Annotated in this window: 20 protein-coding genes and 1 tRNA gene; 6 read left to right on the plus strand and 15 right to left on the minus strand. The window is 41.6% G+C overall.

Going from position 1 to position 22938, the window contains the following annotated elements; all coding sequences use genetic code 11:
* Positions 1 to 68 precede the first annotated feature (68 nt).
* The 5 genes from levB (at position 69) to AC0OMA_RS17540 (ending at position 4703) form a co-directional block, all read left to right on the plus strand.
* Entirely contained in the window at positions 69 to 1619 is a 1551-nt protein-coding gene (gene levB / locus AC0OMA_RS17520; RefSeq protein ID WP_181220170.1) for a 2,6-beta-fructan 6-levanbiohydrolase, read from the plus strand.
* A 106-nt stretch (positions 1620 to 1725) separates the two neighbouring features.
* Positions 1726 to 3288, plus strand: coding sequence for an aspartate/proton symporter AspP (aspP, locus tag AC0OMA_RS17525; protein WP_015384716.1), 1563 nt, complete (start codon positions 1726 to 1728; stop codon positions 3286 to 3288).
* A 93-nt stretch (positions 3289 to 3381) separates the two neighbouring features.
* Positions 3382 to 3966: a TetR/AcrR family transcriptional regulator gene (locus AC0OMA_RS17530; RefSeq protein ID WP_047183233.1), complete on the plus strand. Its 585-nt coding sequence runs from the start codon at positions 3382 to 3384 to the stop codon at positions 3964 to 3966.
* Positions 3967 to 4047: 81 nt separating this feature from the next.
* The gene (locus AC0OMA_RS17535; protein ID WP_181220171.1) at positions 4048 to 4383 is read left to right on the plus strand and encodes an SMR family transporter; all 336 of its coding nucleotides are present in this window, start codon (positions 4048 to 4050) and stop codon (positions 4381 to 4383) included.
* Positions 4383 to 4703 carry a QacE family quaternary ammonium compound efflux SMR transporter gene (locus AC0OMA_RS17540; RefSeq protein WP_014480967.1) on the plus strand — a complete coding sequence of 107 codons (321 nt, stop codon included), beginning with the start codon at positions 4383 to 4385 and terminating at the stop codon, positions 4701 to 4703. The genes AC0OMA_RS17535 and AC0OMA_RS17540 overlap by 1 nt, the downstream gene beginning before the upstream one ends.
* Before the next feature lie 35 nt (positions 4704 to 4738).
* Here the strand turns inward: AC0OMA_RS17540 and AC0OMA_RS17545 are convergent, their stop codons facing one another.
* The 7 genes from AC0OMA_RS17545 to AC0OMA_RS17575 form a co-directional block, all read right to left on the minus strand.
* Complete coding sequence (locus AC0OMA_RS17545; RefSeq protein WP_015384719.1) at positions 4739 to 5251, minus strand: DUF3231 family protein; 513 nt, start codon at positions 5249 to 5251, stop codon at positions 4739 to 4741.
* Between the two features lie 419 nt (positions 5252 to 5670).
* On the minus strand, positions 5671 to 6798 hold the full coding sequence (locus tag AC0OMA_RS17550; protein WP_157694092.1) for a serine hydrolase: 1128 nt from the start codon (positions 6796 to 6798) through the stop codon (positions 5671 to 5673).
* Positions 6758 to 8107: a DCC1-like thiol-disulfide oxidoreductase family protein gene (locus AC0OMA_RS17555; protein WP_015483733.1), complete on the minus strand. Its 1350-nt coding sequence runs from the start codon at positions 8105 to 8107 to the stop codon at positions 6758 to 6760. Before AC0OMA_RS17555 ends, AC0OMA_RS17550 begins: the two co-directional genes overlap by 41 nt.
* A gap of 21 nt (positions 8108 to 8128) precedes the next feature.
* Positions 8129 to 8797, minus strand: a complete 669-nt coding sequence (locus tag AC0OMA_RS17560; protein ID WP_148343218.1) for a DUF5819 family protein — start codon at positions 8795 to 8797, stop codon at positions 8129 to 8131.
* Between the two features lie 55 nt (positions 8798 to 8852).
* Positions 8853 to 9167, minus strand: a complete 315-nt coding sequence (locus AC0OMA_RS17565; protein ID WP_015483734.1) for a hypothetical protein — start codon at positions 9165 to 9167, stop codon at positions 8853 to 8855.
* 964 nt (positions 9168 to 10131) lie between these two features.
* Positions 10132 to 10266 (minus strand): IS3 family transposase, encoded by a 135-nt coding sequence (locus AC0OMA_RS17570; RefSeq protein ID WP_141770194.1) that lies wholly within the window; start codon positions 10264 to 10266, stop codon positions 10132 to 10134.
* Positions 10267 to 11070: 804 nt separating this feature from the next.
* Positions 11071 to 11146, minus strand: a tRNA-Arg gene (locus AC0OMA_RS17575).
* Positions 11147 to 11415: 269 nt separating this feature from the next.
* Here AC0OMA_RS17575 and clpP point away from each other — a divergent pair.
* Positions 11416 to 12009 carry an ATP-dependent Clp endopeptidase proteolytic subunit ClpP gene (gene clpP / locus AC0OMA_RS17580; RefSeq protein ID WP_003228214.1) on the plus strand — a complete coding sequence of 198 codons (594 nt, stop codon included), beginning with the start codon at positions 11416 to 11418 and terminating at the stop codon, positions 12007 to 12009.
* Between the two features lie 62 nt (positions 12010 to 12071).
* Here clpP and pgmB read toward each other — a convergent pair whose 3' ends face one another.
* The 8 genes from pgmB to mdxD form a co-directional block, all read right to left on the minus strand.
* Positions 12072 to 12746 carry a beta-phosphoglucomutase gene (gene pgmB / locus AC0OMA_RS17585; protein ID WP_047183234.1) on the minus strand — a complete coding sequence of 225 codons (675 nt, stop codon included), beginning with the start codon at positions 12744 to 12746 and terminating at the stop codon, positions 12072 to 12074.
* A complete protein-coding gene (gene malL / locus AC0OMA_RS17590; RefSeq protein WP_015483736.1) occupies positions 12743 to 14428 on the minus strand; it encodes an oligo-1,6-glucosidase in 1686 nt (561 codons plus the stop codon). Before malL ends, pgmB begins: the two co-directional genes overlap by 4 nt.
* A complete protein-coding gene (gene mdxK, locus AC0OMA_RS17595; RefSeq protein ID WP_047183236.1) occupies positions 14421 to 16694 on the minus strand; it encodes a maltose phosphorylase in 2274 nt (757 codons plus the stop codon). Before mdxK ends, malL begins: the two co-directional genes overlap by 8 nt.
* On the minus strand, positions 16672 to 17556 hold the full coding sequence (locus AC0OMA_RS17600) for a DUF1189 domain-containing protein (RefSeq protein ID WP_474222301.1): 885 nt from the start codon (positions 17554 to 17556) through the stop codon (positions 16672 to 16674). Before AC0OMA_RS17600 ends, mdxK begins: the two co-directional genes overlap by 23 nt.
* Before the next feature lie 4 nt (positions 17557 to 17560).
* On the minus strand, positions 17561 to 18397 hold the full coding sequence (gene mdxG, locus AC0OMA_RS17605; protein ID WP_181220175.1) for a maltodextrin ABC transporter permease MdxG: 837 nt from the start codon (positions 18395 to 18397) through the stop codon (positions 17561 to 17563).
* Positions 18398 to 19705 carry a maltodextrin ABC transporter permease MdxF gene (gene mdxF / locus AC0OMA_RS17610; protein WP_015483739.1) on the minus strand — a complete coding sequence of 436 codons (1308 nt, stop codon included), beginning with the start codon at positions 19703 to 19705 and terminating at the stop codon, positions 18398 to 18400.
* 40 nt (positions 19706 to 19745) lie between these two features.
* Positions 19746 to 20999 carry a maltodextrin ABC transporter substrate-binding protein MdxE gene (mdxE, locus tag AC0OMA_RS17615; RefSeq protein ID WP_327828555.1) on the minus strand — a complete coding sequence of 418 codons (1254 nt, stop codon included), beginning with the start codon at positions 20997 to 20999 and terminating at the stop codon, positions 19746 to 19748.
* 95 nt (positions 21000 to 21094) lie between these two features.
* Positions 21095 to 22864: a maltogenic alpha-amylase gene (gene mdxD / locus AC0OMA_RS17620; protein WP_474222303.1), complete on the minus strand. Its 1770-nt coding sequence runs from the start codon at positions 22862 to 22864 to the stop codon at positions 21095 to 21097.
* Positions 22865 to 22938: the final 74 nt, after the last annotated feature.

Below are 22938 nucleotides of genomic sequence, written 5' to 3' on the forward strand. Positions count from 1 at the left end.
CAAAAGAAAATGCCGATATCCTATTGGCATTTTCTTTTATTTCTTATTAACATAAAGGTGAATCCCATATGAACTATATAAAAGCAGGCAAATGGCTAACCGTATTCCTAACCTTTTTAGGAATATTGCTGTTTATCGACTTATTTCCAAAAGAAGGACATGACCAAAAAACAAAATCAAAACAGAAGCCGGACTACCGGGCAGCATATCATTTTACGACGCCGGATAAATGGAAAAATGACCCTCAAAAACCGATCTATTTTGATGGCAAGTATCATTATTTCTATCTATATAACCGGGATTACCCAAAAGGCAACGGCACAGAATGGCGCCATGCCGTCTCAGAGGATTTGGTGCACTGGACCGATGAAGGCGTGGCTATTCCGAAATATACGAACCCGGACGGTGACATTTGGACCGGTTCCGTCGTGGTGGATAAAGAGAACACAGCCGGCTTCGGGAAAAATGCGCTTGTCGCGATTGTGACACAGCCCTCAGCCAAAGACAAAAAACAGGAACAATATTTGTGGTACAGCACAGACAAAGGAAAATCATTCAAATTCTACAGTGGCAACCCCGTTATGCCTAATCCGGGCACAGACGATTTCAGAGACCCGAAAGTGATATGGGATGACCAAGATAACAAATGGGTCATGGTTATGGCTGAAGGATCAAAAATCGGCTTTTATGAATCCGATAATCTTAAGGACTGGCATTACACAAGCGGATTCTTCCCAGAACAGGCGGGAATGGTGGAATGTCCCGACCTCTACATGATGCGGGCAAGCGACGGAACGAATAAGTGGGTTCTCGGCGCCAGCGCGAATGGCAAACCGTGGGGCAAACCAAATACGTACGCCTACTGGACCGGAAGCTTCGACGGAAAAGAATTCAAAGCGGATCAGACTGAAGCCCAATGGCTTGACTATGGCTTCGACTGGTATGGCGGTGTGACGTTCGAAGACAGCAAAAGCACAGATCCATTAGAAAAACGGTATGCGCTTGCCTGGATGAACAATTGGGATTATGCCAACAACACCCCGACAATGAAGAACGGCTTTAACGGCACAGATTCTGTCATACGCGAACTCCGGCTGAAGGAGCAGGATGGAACATACAGCCTCGTCTCACAGCCGATTGAAGCTTTGGAGCAGCTGACTGTTTCAACTGACGAAATAGAGGATCAGGATGTGAACGGATCAAAAACATTGTCGATGACAGGTGATACGTACCAGCTTGATATGGATCTTTCTTGGTCAGAGCTAAAAAATGCAGGCGTCAGGCTCAGAGAATCAGAAGACCAAAAACGCCATATTGATGTCGGCATTTTCGCCGAAGGCGGCTATGCATATGTCAATAGAGCAGCCACAAATCAGCCTGACAAAAGCGATACCTTTGTCGAAAGCAAAGCACCTTACGATGTAAGCAAACATGAAGCACATGTAAAAATTCTCGTCGATAAGACAACGATAGAAGTATTTGTAGGCGACGGGAAAACCGTTTTTTCAAATGAAGTCTTCCCAAAGCCTGAAGATAAAGGAATTACCCTTTTTTCTGACGGCGGCACAGCCTCCTTCAAAAATATAACAGTGAAACACTTTGATTCGATTCATGAATAAAAACAGGGGCAGCGCAGGCTGCCCTGTTTTTTTATTAGGAGCGGTATTCTCTGTTACATATTGGGCATTGTAAGGAATATAAGGCTGGTTTCAAAGGAGGAAGCGAATGTCTAAACAAGGAAATTTTCAAAAATCAATGTCGCTGTTTGATCTGATTTTGATTGGGATGGGAGCCATCTTTGGATCAGCGTGGCTGTTCGCTGTCAGTAATGTCGCTTCAAAAGCAGGGCCCTCCGGCGCTTTTTCCTGGATCCTCGGAGGAGCCATTATTTTGTTAATCGGGCTCGTATATGCAGAGCTCGGAGCCGCTCTGCCCCGTACCGGAGGCATCATTCGATACCCCGTTTATTCACATGGCCACCTTGTCGGCTACTTAATTTCGTTTGTCACGATTGTCGCTTATACAAGCTTGATTTCAATTGAAGTGACAGCTGTGCGTCAGTATGTGGCCTATTGGTTTCCCGGCCTGACCATTAAAGGGTCTGATTCGCCGACCATTTCTGGCTGGATCTTGCAGTTTGCCCTATTATGCTTGTTTTTCCTGCTGAATTATTGGAGCGTCAAAACCTTTGCTAAGGCGAATTTCATCATATCGATTTTTAAATATATTGTGCCGATTACCATCATTATTGTACTGATCTTTCATTTTCAGCCGGAGAATTTATCTGTTGAAGGATTTGCACCGTTTGGATTTACAGGTATTCAGGCTGCCATCTCGACAGGCGGCGTCATGTTTGCGTATCTCGGCCTGCACCCGATTGTATCTGTAGCAGGTGAAGTCCAAAATCCAAAACGCAATATCCCGATCGCTTTAATCATTTGCATCATCGTTTCTACCATCATTTATACTGTTTTGCAGGTCACCTTTATTGGTGCAATCCCGACAGAAACACTGAAACATGGCTGGCCGGCAATTGGCCGGGAGTTCTCATTGCCGTTTAAGGATATTGCGGTCATGCTCGGGTTAGGCTGGCTTGCAACGCTTGTCATTTTAGACGCCATTTTGTCTCCCGGAGGAAACGGGAATATCTTTATGAATACGACATCCCGCCTTGTTTACGCCTGGGCGCGTAACGGCACATTATTTGGCATATTCTCAAAGGTCAATAAAGATACGGGGACACCCCGCGCTTCACTTTGGCTTTCGTTTGCCCTGTCCATTTTCTGGACACTTCCCTTTCCTTCGTGGAACGCGCTCGTCAATGTCTGTTCAGTCGCGCTCATTCTTTCATATGCGATTGCACCCATTTCTTCAGCTGCGCTGAGGGTCAACGCGAAGGACTTAAACAGGCCGTTTTATTTAAAGGGAATGAGCATTATCGGGCCGCTTTCCTTTATATTTACAGCGTTTATCGTGTACTGGTCAGGATGGAAAACAGTCTCCTGGCTGCTCGGTTCACAGCTCGTGATGTTTTTGATCTATCTCTGTTTCAGCAAATATACGCCTAAAGAAGATGTCAGCCTCGCTCAGCAGCTGAAATCAGCCTGGTGGCTTATCGGGTTTTATATTATGATGCTGATCTTTTCCTACATCGGTTCTTTCGGACATGGTTTAGGGATTATCAGCAATCCCGTCGATCTCATTTTAGTCGCGATCGGCTCACTTGCGATTTATTACTGGGCAAAGTATACCGGGCTCCCAAAAGCCGCCATTGATTACGATAAATAAAGAAGCAAGAGGTTTCTTGCTTCTTTATTCTTTACAAACATACATACACACGATAAAATGAATGAGAGTCAGTCATTATTGGAGGTGTTCCTCATGCCAAAACAAACATCGGGCAAATATGAAAAAATTCTGCAGGCTGCCATAGAAGTCATTTCTGAAAAAGGCCTCGACAAGGCTTCTATTTCTGATATTGTCAAAAAGGCCGGCACTGCCCAAGGAACATTCTATTTGTATTTCTCATCTAAAAATGCCCTCATACCGGCCATTGCAGAAAATCTTCTCACCCATACACTTGATCAAATCAAAAGTAGGCTGCATGGGGACGAGGATTTTTGGACCGTTTTAGATATATTAATTGATGAGACTTTTCTCATTACAGAACGCCATAAGGATATTATTGTCCTCTGTTATTCCGGGCTTGCGATCGACCACTCCATGGAAAAATGGGAGACGATCTATCAACCTTATTACTCCTGGCTTGAAACAATTATCAACAAGGCCATTGCAAACCATGAGGTAACGGAAGGAATCAATTCAAAATGGACGGCCAGAACAATTATCAACTTGGTCGAGAACACTGCGGAACGATTCTATATCGGATTTGAACAAGATGAAAATGTTGAAGTGTATAAAAAGGAAATTTTTACTTTCTTAAAACGGAGCTTAGGCACTGCTTAAAAAATGACTGGGTAACACCGCTCATTTTTTAATGTTCTAAAAATGACTGACGTTCATTCATAAAATAGAGAGGTGTTTCATTTGAATTGGGTTCTTGTTTTTATTGCAGGGCTTTTAGAAGTTGTTTGGGCCTCTTCCCTCAAACATGCTGATTCGCTTTTGGATTGGATCATCATTTTTATCTTAATCGCGGTCAGCTTTATCCTGTTGATCCGCTCTTATCAAAAAATCCCGATGGCCGCGGCGTACACTGTGTTTGTCGGAATAGGAACCGTCGGAACATATATGACTGGAATTGTTCTGGGCGAATCCTTCTCAGCAGCCCAGATGTTCTTTTTAGCTTTATTGTTGGCTGGCATTTTAGGAATGAAATTATTTACGAAAGAAAGCAAATCTCAGCCGGGAGGTGAACAATAATGGCATGGTTTTTATTAGTGATTGCCGGCATAGAAGAAATTATAGCTGCCATTGCCATGAAATATATTGATGGGACAAGAAAAAAATGGCCGATCATTGTGATGACGCTTGGATTCGGCTTATCCTTTTACTGCCTGTCCCAAGCGATGATCGTCCTGCCTGCCGGAGTCGCTTATGCCGTCTGGACCGGCATTGGCAGCATTGGCGTTTCGGCGGTCGGGCTCATCTGGTTTAAGGAGCGGTTTCAGCTTTCACAGGTGATTTCACTTTGCCTTATCCTAGCCGGCGTCATCGGCCTGCGTCTTACGTCATCTTCATAAAATCAAGGCATATACAGCTGTATATGCCTTTGCCATTAAGCTTCGTGATGTTTTTGAAGATGAAGCGGCGGCGGGATGAGCCAGCCTTTGTTTTTTAGCAGCCTTAAGTATTTTGCGCCGGTTGCCGCTTTTGACATATGAAATTGCCCAAACATCATGGCAATATCCTCACGAATCGATTGCCCCATCATTTTGCTGCATGTCACAAGACCTGCAGCATTTGCTGCTGCCGCGGAGGCCGCCACATCCGGATCGAGAAACCGTGCGCCAGGCGGAATATCGTTAAGATCTGCTGTCGGCGGTTCAGGAGAAGCCGGCGGCAGCGCCACCCCGTTTTCTTTCAGGATCGTGCTGACCTGTTTGATTTCATCTTGGCATTTTTCAATAGACTCACGAAGCAGCTTCTTCAGGTCGTCATCACCGACATGATTCAATAGCATTTGGTAATTGCCGACCATTTTATTGCCCGCCATCACATAACTCCACAAGCCGAATACCTCACCATAATGCATCGGTTCATCCTGCGGATTTCCGCTTAAAATACCCATGTTCATCCTCCTCGCAAATTCAATATCGCATACATTCCATAACGTGCCCGGTAGGAGGAAAATTTATGTTTCAGCAAGAAAGATTTATGAAACAAAACAAAAAAGACAAGAGCGGCAAATCGCCAAACCCTTGTCTTTCCTGTTGTTCTATTGGACGCGCTCGGAGGGATTCGAACCCCCGACAGACGTGGTACCGGAAACCATTAAAGAACTTCATATTATATATTTATTATCCTTAAATATATAATACACTTTTCTAAACGTTTCATTTTCATTAGTTATAATTACTATGTTACCTATATTGATTTACAAGTTTAACCAAAATTAAAATGAATTGAATGTTTGCGTATTGTGATTTTCCTTTACATTAAATCTGTAAATTTGACGGTTTTATTTTAAAGTACCGTTATTCAACATTATTATAATTTTCCCTTTAAATCAGCTATTAATTGTTGTCGAAATAAGGGGTCGTTAGTTATCTTTTGAAGAAATGGCTGATAAACATGATCAATCCATAACATATCTAAACGAGTCATGTCCTCAATAAAAAAGGCCAATGAGATGGAATCTGACGCAGTTTCTTTAAAAATAGCCGACGTCATAACAAATAAGGTAGAGCCTCCTTTATACCAAATACGGTTTTCTTGAAGGTTCGGCGGTCCTGTTATCTCATCTAATATTCCTTTTTCCACTTCACTTAAAAGGTCCCCGGTTCCCAGACGATACATTAATCTGGCGTAGTTTTCACTAGATGAAGATGGAAGTTTCTTCGTGAACTCCCTTTGTATATCAATATGATTAGCAGAAGAAAGTGAGGATATTAACGAATCAGCTTTACCATGCACAAGGGCATCGAAAGTTTCTCCTGAAATATCCATGAAATATTTTTGCTTCATCTCTTTCATATAACCAGAGATTTCTTTCGTTTTTTTCTTTTCATATTTTTTTAGATAAGGAGCGACTAACATCGAAGAGTTTATAGAAAAAACAGGCGTGTGATTATCAGGTAAATATATATCAACTATTTTTTGGATATTGTCTTTACCGATCCTTAAGTAAATATAATCAGTACATGCATTTGAACTGTATCTCATCATACCAATGAGCACTTCTTTCATCGTCACAATTTGACCAATATTCTCTTTGCTCTTCCAATTATCGTGTGCTCCTCCGTCGGTATTCGGAATATAAAATTTATCTATTTCAATGATACTGACAGTATCATTGAAACTTATCTGATTTTTTCTTGCCTCATGTACAAATGCTAGCAAAAAAAGGATTTTCACTGTACTGGCTAAGGGAAACATCTTACTTCCATTATGATTTAAAAGGATTTGATCATTTTGTATAACAGTCAGCGAAAAGCGCTCAGGGTGAGATAACATAAAACGTGTCAAATCCTCAACCGTTCTATTTCGATCCTTTCTTTTCAAAAATGCCGCTAGGCCAAAAAAACCGAATATAAAAACAGCTACTATTAGTATTAAAACAATGAGGAACAAACTATTACCCCTTTCTCTGCTTCTGATTGAGGCCGCATGCCCCATGATTACATTGCCCATAAGGAATTATTTTTCTTTTTGAGGCAATCAAATCATATATCCTATCGCTAACATGAAACAACTTAGCCAAGAGGAGTATCATATACAATACCCATAGCAGAATAACCCGCTTGCTTATTTCGATAAAAGTATCTGCACCAGAGACGATGCCCTTTTCCAACGTCTTTCCATGCATTCGTTTTTCTAATTCTTCTATACCTATCTCATCATTAATAGTTGATGTCTCATCACGAAAGGATTCGAAAACAATTAAATTGAGCCAGTCCGCCCTCTTGATACGTTTTTTCGTTTTAGTACATAACGGGCACCATGCATCATAGTATACAGTCATTTTCCAGTGAGCTTGAAATTTTCGCATTAATTTTTTCCTTACCATCCAATTAAGCTTATGTCTCAATTGCTGATAACTAAAGAATAAGCGATTGTACTCCTTATCGGTAAAAATCACCAATTCAATCGCAATCATGACAATAGAGAATGAATATAAACCCATTCCAAATGCAATACCTAAATGTAGTAAACAAACCATTAAGACAGCAAGCCATTTTGTTTTTTTGTTTATAATAAGAAAAGGAAAAGCAATTTTTAATAATACACTAGAATAACAAATCACGACGCTTAAATAGATGTGTTGACTAACTACTGACTGAAGAAAAGGCATCGCAACCGTTTTAACTTGTGATATATAGTATAAAGCTGTTCCATTATTCCAAGTTTCACCCATAATTTGATAAATAGCAGACGTAACATATACAATACAAACTTGCATTATACAAAACAAAACAACAAAGTACTGAATAATATTAGCGGTAGTTTTCCTACAGTCAGATACATAAGCCACTTTTTTTCGTAACGCTGCATCTATAGAAAAATACTTTGTAGTATTTGCAAACAAGAGATAAAAAAGTGTAATTGCCATTAAATTGTCGCCACCGTCCCCAATATATGAGAAACGAACATATAATGAATAGAACAAAACATAATTCAAGATGCCCATGAGCCGGCCTTTAAAACCTAGAGTAAATAGAATTGCTGACACAATGCCAACGTGATATATCGCATCAAAGTATTTTAAGGATGAAGTTACATTATACAATGAATATGTAGTTGGTTTCATAACATTATGAAATGTATTGATACCATAATCGGAGAACAAGAAATACCTTTGATTATAATGAATTAAATAAAAATATAAAATGAGCAAACCAAATACAATACGAAGCAAGCTCACCCCAATATAAAAACGTTCTTTTGCAAAATAGGAGATAACTCTGTTAGTGATACTGTTATTCATAATATTGTTCCTCCACTCTCATTAAAAAAATGGAACCACTTTATTATTGAACGTTTTCCATTTAAATGTAGTGCTTTGTTCTAATTTCTCACCTTTATCATTGTTATCCCGTAGAGAAAACGGAATCGGTTTCACTGTATCTATTCTTACTCTTATTCTTTTTATTGTTTTAGGATTATAAATTGATTTAGCATACGAACTTGCATAACGATACACATTTTCCTCGCCAATCTTTTGGCTCTTCTCTATCTCTTTTGTTATAGCTTTTACCTGTTTATCATTTTCAGCTGCTTTTTTTAAGTATTGAAAAATGACATCATCTTGATTAGTTCCAAAAATATCAGAAGAAAGCCCATCTATAATTCTAACAATTCGATTGTAAGGGGTTACGATTTTAGTGTGATTTTGGTCTTTTAAGGGGGTAGAAATGTCAATCCACTCGTTCTTTCCCCTCGCTTTTCCAGTATCAACCTCCATATATATATTTGTATTAGTTGTAATAGGATCCGGCGCAAATAGATGCCAATTCTGTTGGAATAAAGTATTTGTGTAACGATCAGAAACAGGTTTGACCGCAAGAGCTAACGGATTAGGGGGTAATACAGTAGACAAAATTAAAAAGAAATGTACAACGAAAGTAACTAATAAAATAAACAACAAACCAATAATAAAAGTTTTATTTTTATTCATCAAAATCCCCTCTATTAAAAAAAGGGGGACTATAATAATCCCCCTTCCTTATAAATTATTTTTTGTCAAAAATAACATCCATATCTTGTACCTCTTCGTTTGAAGGCTTAGCTATACCTAACCCTCCATTGTCTAAAAACATATTCAAAGCTTTGCCTCCATAATGCTTTGCAGCTTCAGTCCCATAAACCCAGGCTTTTTGAGCTAGGTTCCCAATGCCTGCTGCATTAGCATCTTTGCCTTCCTGAGAGACATTTTCCAGTTCAACTTTTTTTGTTTCTAATGTTGCTGCCGAAGCCGACGAGTACATTACAGACCCCAGAATTCCAGTTCCAATAGTAACAGCTATAACAAATCTTTTAAGCTTCACAAAACTCCTCCTTTTATTTGTATTCAAATCCAATATTAGGAATAAAAGTTTAATATGTCAAATTATTATAATTAATGTGAAAATATTATTTTATAGGTGAAAATGACCTCATTTATACGAATTCATTCTATTACGATTCGTTTAATATTAAACTAAAGTAAAGTTTTTTTGACTAGATTTTGTATTGTAAATAGAGTTCAAAAAAAAAAAATGGGTATTAAGAACTTTTTTATTCAGATATTAATTCAATAGAGTTGTTATTCGTTAAAAATAGTGCTATCAATTCATTACCTTTAGGATTTTCCATTTAATCCACAGTATGTTATATTTTACATCGCAATACTCAGCTGAAACATTAAGTTATAAAGGAGCTTTTAAATGAGGAAATCAAGTAATATCTGGGCAGTTGCAGTGATTATTGGGACGATCATTACCTTATTTTCATTCGTCTTCCTACGTGATACTGATTTTTATGCTGTCCGGTGGGTAGGAGTCGTTATTATGGTTGTAGGATTTGTTTGTGGCCCAACCTACATAGCACCGAAAAATAAAAATAATCGTAAAAAAGATACCCGATAGGTTAGTTAGTCTTACCCCTGTCAAGTAGACAGCATAAAAAAACTAAGCAACCAGTGTGTTACGGTATTCTATCGGAGCACACTGGTTTAAATTTTTCTGGAATCGTTGATATAACTGAATAATCTTTAATGTTCTTGTGTAGCTCTATTTCAATTTGGCATGAAGAAAAGTATGGTGTGAGAAAAACAATTCGATGCATACATTATCCAGACCGTTACCCTTACGAGAATGACTGCCCTTCAAACAAACGGTTTCGAATCGCTTATGATATGTTTTTGTTGTGTATTGGGATCCTTGATCAGAGAGTGGAGCTGTCCACTACAATATAGGTAATACCGGTTACATATAGCTGGTTAGGTCGATTGGTTTAAAATTCTCGGTTCAGTCAGTTTGATTGAACAATCGATGCCTTTCTTCCAGAATAACGTCCCTTTTTTTCGAATGATCGATGGATGTTCATCTCTTTCATCAACCTGTCAACACGCTTATGGTTGACGGAAAAGCCTTCTTTCTTTAACAGCTACAGTAATTCGGATAGTCATAGAAGGGGCGCGAATGGTGATTCGCCATAATGTGTTCTTTAATCAACTGATCTCTCTGATACCTTGCCATTCGAACCCTTTGAGTCTTGCACCATTTTTAGTATCCTTATCTTGACACCTTGGCGATACCGCCAGCCATGTAATCGGATAACGTTTTTTTAGTTATTCAACCTGTACCTTTAGATAATCTCGTTCTTCCTCAACGCTTTTAAACGTTGTCTTAGGGCATCCTATAAAAAGGTTGTCTGACTTTTTATTCTTTCCCCGTTGCTCTTCAAAATACCACGGCGTTTTTTACCCAATTTTTTGAGCTGGTTTGAACTCTGAAGCCCTTATTCTTCAGATAACGCGTTACAGCGCTTTAGTTCCTTCTACATGCAAGTTGACGGCTTTCATGTTAATTTCTTTCATATAGTGGTAAAAATGTTGTCCTTTTCGCGCCATAAAAAATCCCCTACTAGTTGATAGCCACTGCCGAAAAGTGAGCTGTTAAACTTGTAAGGGATAGTATTTATTTTTTCATATTAAACTTATTTAAACCTTTTTTATAGATCTCTAACCTCTTTTTCGTATAAAAAATGATTTCGAAAATTATATAAGCACTCAAGGGCATTAGGATTGTACGCACTCTATAACATCTGCTGAAGATATTTGACACATCAGAAAGCTCTTACTCCTATAATATATACAGGAAACAGAATCCTTAGTTTTTCATTACTTCACACAAAAAAGACAAGAGCGGCAAATCGCCAAACCCTTGTCTTTCCTGTTGTTCTATTGGACGCGCTCGGAGGGATTCGAACCCCCGACAGACGTGGTACCGGAAACCACCGCTCTATCCAACTGAGCTACGAGCGCAGAATGACTGCGTTATGAGAACGTCAGCACAACTAATTATACGATAATTCCATTCAAATAACAACCCTCTATTTCGAGAGGCCGTTTTTTAAATAGACAAAGCATCTTAATTGGCAATCTGACATACGATGGTTTGAACCCCTGTATTTTTGGGGAAAATGGGAAAAAGAGACGACTTTGCATATCAAGCCAGCTTTTTGTTTGACCTTTATTGACCAAAAATGTATCATGTAACTACATACTTACCTAAAAGGTGAAGGAGGAGCATTATGAATTTAATACCTACAGTCATTGAACAAACGAACCGCGGGGAAAGAGCGTATGACATTTATTCTCGTCTATTAAAGGATCGTATCATCATGCTTGGATCTGCGATTGATGACAACGTTGCGAACTCCATCGTGTCACAGCTTTTATTCTTAGCAGCAGAAGATCCTGAAAAAGAAATTTCTCTTTACATCAACAGCCCGGGCGGCTCTATTACAGCCGGTATGGCGATCTATGATACCATGCAGTTTATTAAGCCGAAGGTATCTACAATTTGTATCGGCATGGCTGCGTCAATGGGCGCGTTCCTGCTTGCAGCCGGCGAAAAAGGCAAACGCTATGCGCTTCCAAACAGTGAAGTCATGATTCACCAGCCACTTGGCGGTGCGCAAGGTCAGGCGACAGAAATTGAAATTGCCGCGAAACGCATTCTCTTGCTTCGCGACAAATTAAACAAAGTCCTTGCTGAACGTACTGGCCAGCCGCTTGAAGTGATCGAACGCGACACAGACCGTGATAACTTCAAGTCTGCTGAAGAAGCGCTTGAATACGGCCTGATTGACAAAATTTTGACTCACACAGAAGACAAAAAGTAATAACACAACCTGCAAGAGCTGCGTCTCTTGCAGGTTTTTTTCATTTCAAGGAATTGACTCCCTTAAACACTTTTTATTCTATACTGCTCCCATTCCTCATGTAACAGCTCAAGCGTCAAATCATTCGTCTGCCTCACAACCAAATCAGCACCAAGCATCGGCTGTCCTTGACCGACACCAACCGCAAACATCCCCGCAGATTTGATTGCAGAAATGCCTGCTTCTGCGTCTTCTATTGCCGCGCAATCAGCAGGGGAAACATCGAGCATCGCTGCAGCTGTTAAAAAGATGTCAGGATCAGGCTTCCCCTTCGCAAGAGCCGTCGGATCAACAATGGCATCAAAATCATCGATAATTGCCAATCGTCTTAAAATCTCGGGGGCATTGCGACTTGAAGATGCTAACCCGATTTTTATATTTTCGTTTTTCAATTGACATAGGAGCCTGCCAATCCCCGGTAAAAGATCTTCCGGCGTCAATTTGCTGATCAACGTTTGATAATCGTGATTTTTCTGATGCATAAGTTCTTGTTTCTCCGCATTTGTATACTTTGTTTCCGCACCGCCAGAGATCAATATGCTTTCAAGTGACTCTTCTCTGCTGATTCCTTTTAGCCTTTCATTCATGTCTCTGTCAAAGGGGATATTGATTTGTTCTGCGATGTGCTTCCAAGCGAGAAAATGATATTCAGCCGTATCTGTTATCACTCCGTCTAAATCAAAAATGACCGCTTTCATATACTAATGACCATCACAGCTTCATAAGGTTTGAGGCTAATACTCTTTAAGTCAGCCCGCTCCTGCGGATAGTTTGAAATCAGCACTTTCCAACGCTCATGAATCAGTTCTGGAGGCGCTTCGAACAGAGCCTTTTCTTCCGATAAATTCACAACGACAAGAAGCTTTTCCCCTCGATATTCTCGGAGGTAAGAAAAGACCTGCGGATCATTCTCCTGCAACAGCTGATAATCGCCATATATCATAATCTTATATTGCTTTCGTAATTGAATGAGCTTCTGATAGTAAAAGAAAATCGAATCTTGATCTTCCAAGGACTCTTTCACATTGATATCTTGATAGCGGGAATTTACCGGTATCCATGGGTCTCCGGCTGTGAATCCCGCATGTTTTCCGGCATCCCACTGCATAGGTGTTCTCGCATGATCCCTTCCTTTTATCATCACGGCTTTGACAAACTCTTTTTCTGACATCGTTTTGTTTTCGACGACTAGTTCACGATATGCATTCTTTATTTCAAGATCATCATACATCTCCAGCGGCATATCGCTGTTGACCATGCCGATTTCTTCTCCCTGGTAAATAAACGGCGTTCCTTTCATGCCGTGCAAAACCGTTGCAAATGCCTTCGCACATTCCTTACGCAGTTTCCTGTCATTGCCCCAGCGGGAAATAACCCTCGGCTGATCATGGTTCTCAAAATAAAGGGTATTCCAGCCGACATTCATTAACCCGGTCTGCCACCTTGTCATCGTCTTTTTTAAAGCAATCAAATCAAACGGCTTGATCTGCCATTTCCCATTTGGCGAGTTTTGTTCTGTATCAATATCCATATGTTCAAATGTAAAGATCATATTCAGCTCTTGCCTGCTTGCATCTGTGTACTTTTTCGCCTCTTCAATATCAGAGCCGTTTGCCTCTCCGACTGTCATGCAGTCGTAATGAGAAAGCACTTCCCTGTTCATCTCTTGAATAAACTCATGAAGACGTGGGCCGTTAGAGTGATAACGGCCGACAATATAGCTGCGGCTATGATCCGTTTCGTAGTCCGGAAAATCGGTGTATTTAGAAATAGAGCCGATCACATCCATCCGCCAGCCGTCAACGCCTCTATCCATCCAGAATCTCATTACATCATAAACTTCCCGGCGAACGGCTTCGTTTTCCCAATTTAAATCAGGCTGTTTTTTCGAAAAGTAGTGCAAATAATACTGCCCTGTTCCTTCATCGTATGTCCACGCTGAGCCTGAAAAGATCGATCCCCAATTATTCGGCTCTGAGCCGTCCGGTTTAGGATCTTTCCAAAAATAATAATCCCGGTAAGGATTGTCCTTCGACTTGCGGCTTTCAGCAAACCAAGCATGCTCATCTGATGTGTGGTTCACGACCAAATCCATGACGATTTTCATTCCGCGTTTATGGACTTCATCAATCAGCTGAAACATATCTTCATTTGTCCCAAACTTTTCATACATGTTTTTGTAATCGCTGATATCATATCCGTTGTCATCCTGCGGGGAATCAAATACCGGGGAGAGCCAGATGACATCCGCCCCGAGATTTTTGATGTAATCCAGCTTTTGAATCACACCTTGCAAATCCCCGAATCCATCTCCATTGGCATCATAAAAACTGCGCGGGTAAATTTGATAAACGACAGCTTCTTTCCACCATTCACTCATTAGGCGTTCTCCTTTCACATCGTCCCTGTAGGACAACTGGTTCCTCATAAACGTTCATGTGCAGCGGCTCGCCTTTTACAAGCTCAAAAATAACGCGCTTTTCGTCAACCGTCACATTGATTAATCGATTTCGATAATTGATGTTGAATGAATATTCGTCCCATTCTTTCGGCAAAAACGGAGCAAATGACAGCGTCTCATTCGCGGTGCGCATGCCTGCAAAGCCATGAACGATTGCCAGCCAGCTACCCGTCATTGAAGTAATATGCAAGCCTTCTTCCGTATCATGATTGTAATTATCAAGATCAAGCCTTGCTGTGCGCTTATATAATTCGAGCGCTTTCTTTTCCAGCTTGAGTTCGGCTGCGAGAATCGCATGGACAGAGGGCGATAGGCTTGATTCATGAACAGTCATCGGCTCATAAAATTCAAAATTTCGCCGTTTTTCTTCTATTGTAAAACGGTCATTAAAAAGATAAATGCCTTGGAGAACATCTGCCTGCTTAATAAAATTGGAGCGGAGAATCTTGTCCCATGACCAATTCTGATAAAGAGGCCGCTCCGCTGGATCTAATTCGTCAACTGCTTGCAGGTCTTTGTCCAAGAACGTGTCATGCTGAACGAAAATTTGCAGTTCTTCACTAAATGGATAGTACATGTGCTGGATGATTTCTCTCCAGACTTTCAATTCTACTTCCTGCACATCCAGAAGGCGGCGTTTCTCCGCTGAGATACTTTCGAGACTTTGTAGAGTATACTCCAACGTCCAAGCCGCAATGACATTCGTATACCAATTGTTGTTAACGTTGTTTTCGTATTCATTCGGCCCTGTGACGCCATGGATCATATACTTATTTTTTCGTTTCGAGAAGTGAACACGGTCGGCCCAAAATCTGCTGACTGCCACAAGAACGTCTATCCCGTATTCTTCCATATAGTTACGGTCGCCTGTATAATTGATATAATTGTAGATCGCATAACAGATCGCGCCATTGCGGTGAATTTCTTCAAAGGTGATTTCCCATTCGTTGTGGCATTCATCACCGGTGAACGTCACCATCGGATAAAGTGCCCCCTTCATCCCCAATTTTGCCGCGTTGCGTTTAGCAGCCTCCAACTGATGATAGCGATACAAAAGCAGGTTTTTCGTCACCTCCGGCTCGGCTGTCGCCAAATACATCGGAACGGCGTACGCCTCAGTATCCCAATATGCTGCACCTCCATATTTCTCGCCAGTAAATCCTTTCGGCCCGATATTCAAACGGGCATCGCCCCCGTAATACGTCGAGAATAACTGAAAGATATTGTAGCGGATTCCTTGTTGTAGCTCCTCATCTCCTTTAATCTCAATGTCCGCTTTTGCCCATCTTTCCTTCCATCGATCAGTGTGCCTCCGTTTTGCATCTTCATAGCCGTTCTCTACCACTTCCGCCAAAAGCTCCTTGGCTTTCAAAAAAAGCTCTTCCTCCCGAAAATCACGGGAAGTCGTGACAATCACAAACTTTTTCAATGATGCCTTCGTTTGGTAGCTGTAACGATTCTCAACAAACATTTCAGTCGTTTTAAAGCTTTCATGGACAAAACCTTCTGTCACGTTTGCCATTGCGGTTAAAATCGTGAAGCGCGGTGTTCCAAATGGATTTTCGATCGTTTTTGCTGCTAAATGGCCGCTGTGAGAATCAGCACCTTTCGCTTCCTCCTGCCAAAACTGTTCTTGGTAGTTAGAATCTTCATTTGCCACATTTCCATCCAGGTAAGGAACAAGCGTAATGACAGCATCTCCCGTCAGGCACTCCGCTTCATAATGAATCGCACAGAGTTCTTTTACGGCAAGGCTAAGAAACCGCTCTGACCTGATTCTGACGGATTTATCCTGAATGCGGACAACAGCGCTTCGACGTAGAATCCCCTCTTTCATATTGAGTTCTACCTCAAATGATTCGATTGGGTTTTGATGGAGATCGATTTTTTCACCGTCAACATATAAGCCTATGCCCATAAAGTTCATTGCATTGATCACTTTTCCGAAATATTCTGGATACCCGTTTTTCCACCAGCCTACTCGCGTTTTGTCGGGGAACCACACGCCTGCAATATATGTGCCTTGGTGACTGTCGCCTGAATAGCCTTCTTCAAAATTCCCTCTGACCCCCATATAACCATTGGCAAGAGACGTCAGGCTTTCCAGCAGCCGTGTATGCTCCTTATTAAATGTATTTGTTTTGATTTTCCATTCATCAATCTCAAATAACCGCTGATTTATCATCATTTCCTCCCGAATGTAAGTTTCCATTATCACGGCGGATTTTGGTCAAATATCTAAATGCAAAAGAGATCATCAAAGTAACGCCACACGAATGGATCATCAATACAGTAATCAAATCAAAATGAACCATGCCGATAGCAGCTGCCGCAAATGCCGGCAGTGCCGAGGCGCAAATCGCCGTAGATACTGCTTCCTTGAATGACGCAATAGAGATCATGTTTGATCGTTTTGTGATCCAGAGGCCTCCGGCAAGAACAAACGTTAACAAAAGCTGGATCATAGAAACCACCGCATATGCCAGCATCATGACCATCGGCTTATACTGTGCCAACCATAATGTATCGATCAAAACCTCTACATCATGGGCGTTTGGCTTCTCGAGCTTTACGTCCATTTTCGCATAGCCAACAGAAAACCCCGTTCCGTTTTGATCGGTGATCATCAGTTGATCAGGTTGAAATATGATGGCGTTTTCAAATCCAGTTACTTTCAATCGCCCATTTTCACCGCTAGTATCATATTCATGCTTCATATCGACCGCCATCACATTCTGCCCATCTTCAATTCTCTCAGAGCTCTTCCCGCCTGTTAGTTTTCCGTTCCTGATTTGAAAACCCTGTAATTGATCAGCAAATTGATCATTAACTCCTTGAATCGCTGACGGCATGAAAGATGAAACGCTGAAGCGATCCATTTTCACAAACGAAACCGCTAACGGCGCCATTAAGCAGGCCATTAAAAACATAAAGAGAAAAGAGAGCTGCAGCCAGCTGAAGGTATTCCCATAGCGGCAAACACCTGATGGGGATGCAGCCGCCTTCAGGCAGCGGATGATAAAGCTTTTATTCTCCAGATTCTTCATTGAATTACCCCTTTGTTCCGCCGGCCGTCAAACCGGACACAAAGTTCTTTTGGAGAAAAAAGAATAGAACGCATATCGGCAGTGCAGCTAGTATGGCACCGGCTGCAAATAGAGCTACTTTTTGCTGCTGCGGATTAGAAATAAAGGATTGTAATCCTACAGCGATGGTCAGCCTTTCCGGTGAGCGAAGCAGAAATTTCGCCAGCAAATAGTCGCCAAACGGTGCCATAAACGCCCAAAGCGCTTGTACCGCGAGCATTGGCTTAACAAGCGGCAGAACAATTGAAGCGAAAATCCTCAGATGTCCCGCTCCGTCAATTCGCGCGGCTTCATCAATTTCTCTCGGCACAGTATCAAAATAACCTTTCATCAGCCACGTGTTCATCGGAATTCCGCCGCCGATATAGATCGCTGTTAAAAACCAGTATTGATCGAGTGCGCCTATTAGCATCGCCAAGACATAAAAAGCAGTCAGCGCCGCCATTGTCGGCACCATTTGAATGATTAAAAAGAATATCAGGCTCTTTTTTCTGCCTGCAAACCGATAGCGGCTGTACGAGTACCCGGCAAGTGTCACAATCGTAACCTGCAAAACCATGACCGATAGCGCGATGACAAGTGTATTGCTGTACCAATTGAGATAAAGCGTTTCGTCAAATAGCCGCTTAAAATGATCCAATGTCCAAGAACCCGAAAAATCGAGCTGAAAAGCCGCCGAATTCCCCACACGGAATGCTGATGATGCCGTAATCAGCAACGGATATATAATGACAATACTTAAAAGCGTCAAAAAGAAATACGTACAGATTTTATTAAGCATTCTGGCAGTTCTCGCGTTCACCTACATAACCTCCTCATTGCCAAAAGCATTCGATTTTTTGAAAGCAATCAGTGAAATTCCAATGACAATGAAAGAAATTAACAGTGTCACAGCCGCCGCAACGGAATATTGGGGTGATGTGCCTGTTGTCAGTTTATAAATCCACGAAATTAAGATATCGGTCGACCCGGCCCCGGCTCCCGCACTGCCTGGACCTCCCTCATTAAATAAGTAGATGATCGAGAAATTATTGAAATTAAACGTATACTGAGTAATCATCACGGGTGCTGTGGCAAATAAAATCATCGGGAATGTAATATGCCGAAAACGCTGAATAAAAGTGGCCCCGTCAATCTTTGCCGCTTCATACAATTCACCTGGAATCGCCTGAAGCACTCCCGTTACCATGACATAAATATATGGAAAGCCGAGCCACGTCTGAATCATAATGAGGGCTGTCTTTGTCCAGAAAGGATCTGTCTTCCACGCGATCGCAGGCAGCTCAACAAACGGCAGGTGATTGAATAGTGGAATCACCTGTGCATTCACCGCTCCTATGCTGTCGTTAAACATGTTGGAAAAACTCATGATTGTAATAAACGCCGGAACAGCCCATGGAAATAAGAAAATCATTCGAAATATCCGCTTGCCTTTTATAAAATCCTGATTGACGAAAAGGGCCGTCACAATACCTAAAATGATTTGCAGCGTTGTCGCGCAAATTGTCCAGATGACCGTCCAGCCCAGTACATTCACAAATGTTTCACGATAGGAGCCAAGGAAAAAAATATTTAAGAAATTTTTAAACCCGACCCAGTCAATCAGACGATTAGGCGGAATATGATAAAAATCATAGTTTGTACATGCAACAAACAGAGTCACCAAAACCGGAAAGATAATCACAAACACCATCATGATATATGCCGGCAGTGTAAATAGATATGGAAACCCTTTATCGCCCGCATGACAGATCATATCCTTGGCTGTTGTATTGACTTCCAAACCCGCCGCTTTCATAGCGGCGGTCTTACGCGAATCATGAATATTAAAGATATAGAACATGAGGAAAATCACCGTCACGATCAATTGCAGCGTGCCTTCAATCAGCATAAACAGCGAGTGGTCTTCACCGGGAACACTTCCCAATGTCATCAATCCGGTTAGCGCCTGTATACCGAAAACGCATAATTCAAAAGCAAACAAGCCTGTGATGGCAAGAAATAAGAGCCCCTTTGACAATTGCTGATTCGCAATCTGCCCAAGTCCTGGAATGATCGATAAAAGCCCTGCCTTTCGTTTTTGCTTTGCAAGTGTGTGATGTTTATTCATTTTTTCCGCCCTCTATTCTTCCGGACGCTATCCCGCCGTTTTATTTCACATACTTTTCTTTAATATTTTCCTTTATGACGTTTACAGCATCATTCGCTGATGTTTGTGTCGATTTTTTTCCTGAAGCTGCATCAAAAATCAAACTTTCCGCTCCTGTCCATACTTCAGCCATTTCCGGAATATTTGGAGTCGGCGTTGCTGTTTCATATTGTTTAATCACAGCTGACGTCAGTTCATTCTTTTGCTCATCGGCTTTCTTCCTTGCAGCAGTGTTGGCCGGAACTTCGTTTGTATCCTCATAAAAAGCGTAAGCATTGGCATCATTTGCAGCATACTCAAGCCATTTTTCAGCCAGCTCGGGCTCTTTTGTATATTTTGAAGCTACCCAGCCTTTACCGCCCGCAAAAGGGGCATATTCTTCTCCATTGGGCAATGTCGGGATGGGAGCCGCTCCGTAGTTCAATTTAGCCTCTTTATAGTTGGCAGCTGACCAAGGACCGCCAATGATCGCAGCCGCTTTGCCTTCTAAAAACATCTGCTGAATAAAGTCGTCTGCGCTTGAATTGTCTTGCATTCCTTTCGGCCAATAGGTTTCAAACCATTTCTCCGCATATTTCACCGCTTCTACAGCCCCTTTATTGTTCAGGCCGATGTCCCCGGAATCTGTGCCGTTTTTCCCAAACACATATCCGCCGTATCCAGCCAATAAGCCGTACGACATATAAAAGTCAGTCCATTTTGCTAAAAATCCGGTTGATTTTCCTTTTTCCGAAGCAAACGCGAATCGAGGATCTTCCGTTAACTTTTCAAGGTCTTTAAATGTTTTTGGCGCTGTTTTTAAAAGATCTTTATTGTAATACAAAATAAGTGTCTCAATGACTAGCGGCATTCCGTACACTTTGCCGTCAACTGTCACCTGCTGCATTTCTTTATCACCAAAGCTTTTTGTATGAGATGGCTTAATGTCAAGCAAATGTCCTTGCTGTCCCAAACCGCCGATCCGGTCATATGCAGCAAGCATAACATCAGGCGCATTACCCGCCGGGCCATCAAGGGGAAGCGCCTCCAACTGTTCGAACATTTGCTTTTCAATAATTTTTACTGTGACATCATTCTCTTTTTCGAACTTTGTTTTTATGCTTTCAATGTATTCTTTATACGTTTCTTCGACAGACACAGTCAGCACCTTTTTGCCATCAGCGCTTGCTGGATTTTTTGAACTTGAGCAGGCGGCAAGGCCAATTGCCAGGAATGATGCCGCCAATATGGCGAACCCCTTTTTAAAAAGAACCATCTCTTTTCCCCCTTCTATTTACGAAACTATAACAATTGTATTGTCCTGTAGAAAGCGGTTACAACAACTTTTGATTTGTTACCGATAACAGAATGTTATACAGGGGCGGCAGCACTCAAAATCAAAAATTCTCCCGGCTGAACGGCAATGACATCGTGATGCTGAAGCTGCTGCTCTGTCCATGCATCACAGATTTTCTTATTCCTTTCAATATTCAAATCCAGTAAACTGACATGTTGAACCGCATTCCCTTGATTAAAGAAATAAATCAGTATTTTTTCATTAAGAGTCCGTGAAAAGCTAATAAAATCGTTTTGGTCATCCAGCAGATTCCACTCAAGATGTCCTTCAGTCAATAAAGTGTTTTCCTGCTTGCGTAAAGCAATTAACCGTTTCATAAATTGCAGCATGTCTTGGTTTTGCTTCTCCTTTTCCCAAACCATACATTTCCGGCATAATGGATCATTTTCGCCGTCCAGCCCGATTTCCGTTCCGTAATAAATGCAGGGAGAACCTGACTGAGCAAACATAAAGGCCAGCAACGCGCGTGCTTTCTTCTCATCATTGCGGCATCTGGTCAAAAGGCGCTTTGTATCATGGCTATCCAGTAAATTAAACATCACCTCATTGGCTTGCTTCATCCCTTTCATCAAATGCGCATTGACACGGTAGGCCATACGTGAGGCTGGGATCGTCCGGTCAGTAAAATATTCAATCATAGGCTCTGTAAAAGGGTAATTCATCGCCGCATGAAATTCATCCCCTCTAAGCCAGGGTTCGGCAGAATGCCAGATCTCACCTAAAATATAAACGTCAGGCTTTTCAGTAGATACAGCCTGCCTAAATGTCTTCCAAAAAGCGTGATCTACTTCATTTGCGACATCCAAACGCCAGCCGTCAATGTCAAATTCGCGAATCCAGTACAAAGCAATATCAAGCAAATATTTCTGCACCTCGGGATTAGCCGTGTTTAGCTTCGGCATATCAGCTGTAAAAGCAAATCTGTCATAATTGTCGTCTGTGACGGGAAAAGAGTGAATATGGAACCAGTCCTTATAGCGGGATTGATCTCCATTTTTGACGACATCCTGCCATTGCGGAGACGCGCTTCCTATATGGTTAAAAACCGCATCAAGCATAATTCTCATCCCCCGCTGATGCAACTGGCTGACCAATGTACGAAAAAGCTCAGGGTCCCCGAAATGCGGATCAATAGAAAAGTAATCCAGCGTGTCGTATTTATGATTAGAAGGTGCGGAAAAGATCGGTGTCAGATAAATTCCGTTCACCCCTAAATCCTCTAAATAATCAAGCTTGTCAACAATCCCTTGTAAATCCCCTCCAAAAAAATCATTGACGTCCGGGTCCTTGCTCCCCCACGGCAATGCATTCTTCGGTGACAAGTCTTCTCTTCCATTTGCAAAACGCTCCGGAAAAATTTGATACCAAACCGTTGACTTGACCCATTCAGGCGCTTGAAATGTATCAGCCTCGTGAACAAACGGAAATTTAAAGTAATAATGAATCGTTTCCAGTGTTTTTTCGTTATAAGGGCATACACCCGAACTTCCGAAAAAGATGTCTTCATGATCGTCTGTTACAACAAACGCATATTGTAAACGCCTAAATGGCGGCACCACTTCAGCAAACCAATAGTCATGCATTTCTGTAGCAGCAATTTTCCTCATCGGCTGCTCGTTTGCCGACCACTTGCCGTCGTTGTACTCATAGGGATCACCCCAAATGAATCGAATGTGATCTGCATCACCTTTTTTCGTCCGAATCTTGATATGCACAGTCCGCCCATCATAAGAATAAGCATCGGTGCTGAATGGCTGGTGGTGAATCGCTGCATATTCCATCATGTTTCCCCCTTTGATTTCCGTTATATTGAAGCCGGCTCATAGTTTGAAAGTATCATGATGAAATTGTGGGAACA

The organism is Bacillus sp. AMCV2, assembly GCF_056033925.1.

Bases quoted from the DNA above. Each gene is read 5' to 3' on its own strand.
- aspP (WP_015384716.1), top strand. From the start codon at position 1,726: ATGTCTAAACAAGGAAATTTTCAAAAATCAATGTCGCTGTTTGATCTG.
- mdxD (WP_474222303.1), bottom strand. From the start codon at position 22,864: ATGATGGAATATGCAGCGATTCACCACCAGCCATTCAGCACCGATGCT.
- AC0OMA_RS17545 (WP_015384719.1), bottom strand. From the start codon at position 5,251: ATGGGTATTTTAAGCGGAAATCCGCAGGATGAACCGATGCATTATGGT.
- levB (WP_181220170.1), top strand. From the start codon at position 69: ATGAACTATATAAAAGCAGGCAAATGGCTAACCGTATTCCTAACCTTT.
- mdxK (WP_047183236.1), bottom strand. From the start codon at position 16,694: ATGATAAATCAGCGGTTATTTGAGATTGATGAATGGAAAATCAAAACA.
- malL (WP_015483736.1), bottom strand. From the start codon at position 14,428: ATGAGTGAATGGTGGAAAGAAGCTGTCGTTTATCAAATTTACCCGCGC.
- AC0OMA_RS17555 (WP_015483733.1), bottom strand. From the start codon at position 8,107: ATGAATAACAGTATCACTAACAGAGTTATCTCCTATTTTGCAAAAGAA.
- AC0OMA_RS17530 (WP_047183233.1), top strand. From the start codon at position 3,382: ATGCCAAAACAAACATCGGGCAAATATGAAAAAATTCTGCAGGCTGCC.
- AC0OMA_RS17560 (WP_148343218.1), bottom strand. From the start codon at position 8,797: ATGAATAAAAATAAAACTTTTATTATTGGTTTGTTGTTTATTTTATTA.
- AC0OMA_RS17600 (WP_474222301.1), bottom strand. From the start codon at position 17,556: ATGAAGAATCTGGAGAATAAAAGCTTTATCATCCGCTGCCTGAAGGCG.
- AC0OMA_RS17550 (WP_157694092.1), bottom strand. From the start codon at position 6,798: ATGGGGCATGCGGCCTCAATCAGAAGCAGAGAAAGGGGTAATAGTTTG.
- AC0OMA_RS17540 (WP_014480967.1), top strand. From the start codon at position 4,383: ATGGCATGGTTTTTATTAGTGATTGCCGGCATAGAAGAAATTATAGCT.
- pgmB (WP_047183234.1), bottom strand. From the start codon at position 12,746: ATGAAAGCGGTCATTTTTGATTTAGACGGAGTGATAACAGATACGGCT.
- mdxE (WP_327828555.1), bottom strand. From the start codon at position 20,999: ATGGTTCTTTTTAAAAAGGGGTTCGCCATATTGGCGGCATCATTCCTG.
- clpP (WP_003228214.1), top strand. From the start codon at position 11,416: ATGAATTTAATACCTACAGTCATTGAACAAACGAACCGCGGGGAAAGA.
- mdxF (WP_015483739.1), bottom strand. From the start codon at position 19,705: ATGAATAAACATCACACACTTGCAAAGCAAAAACGAAAGGCAGGGCTT.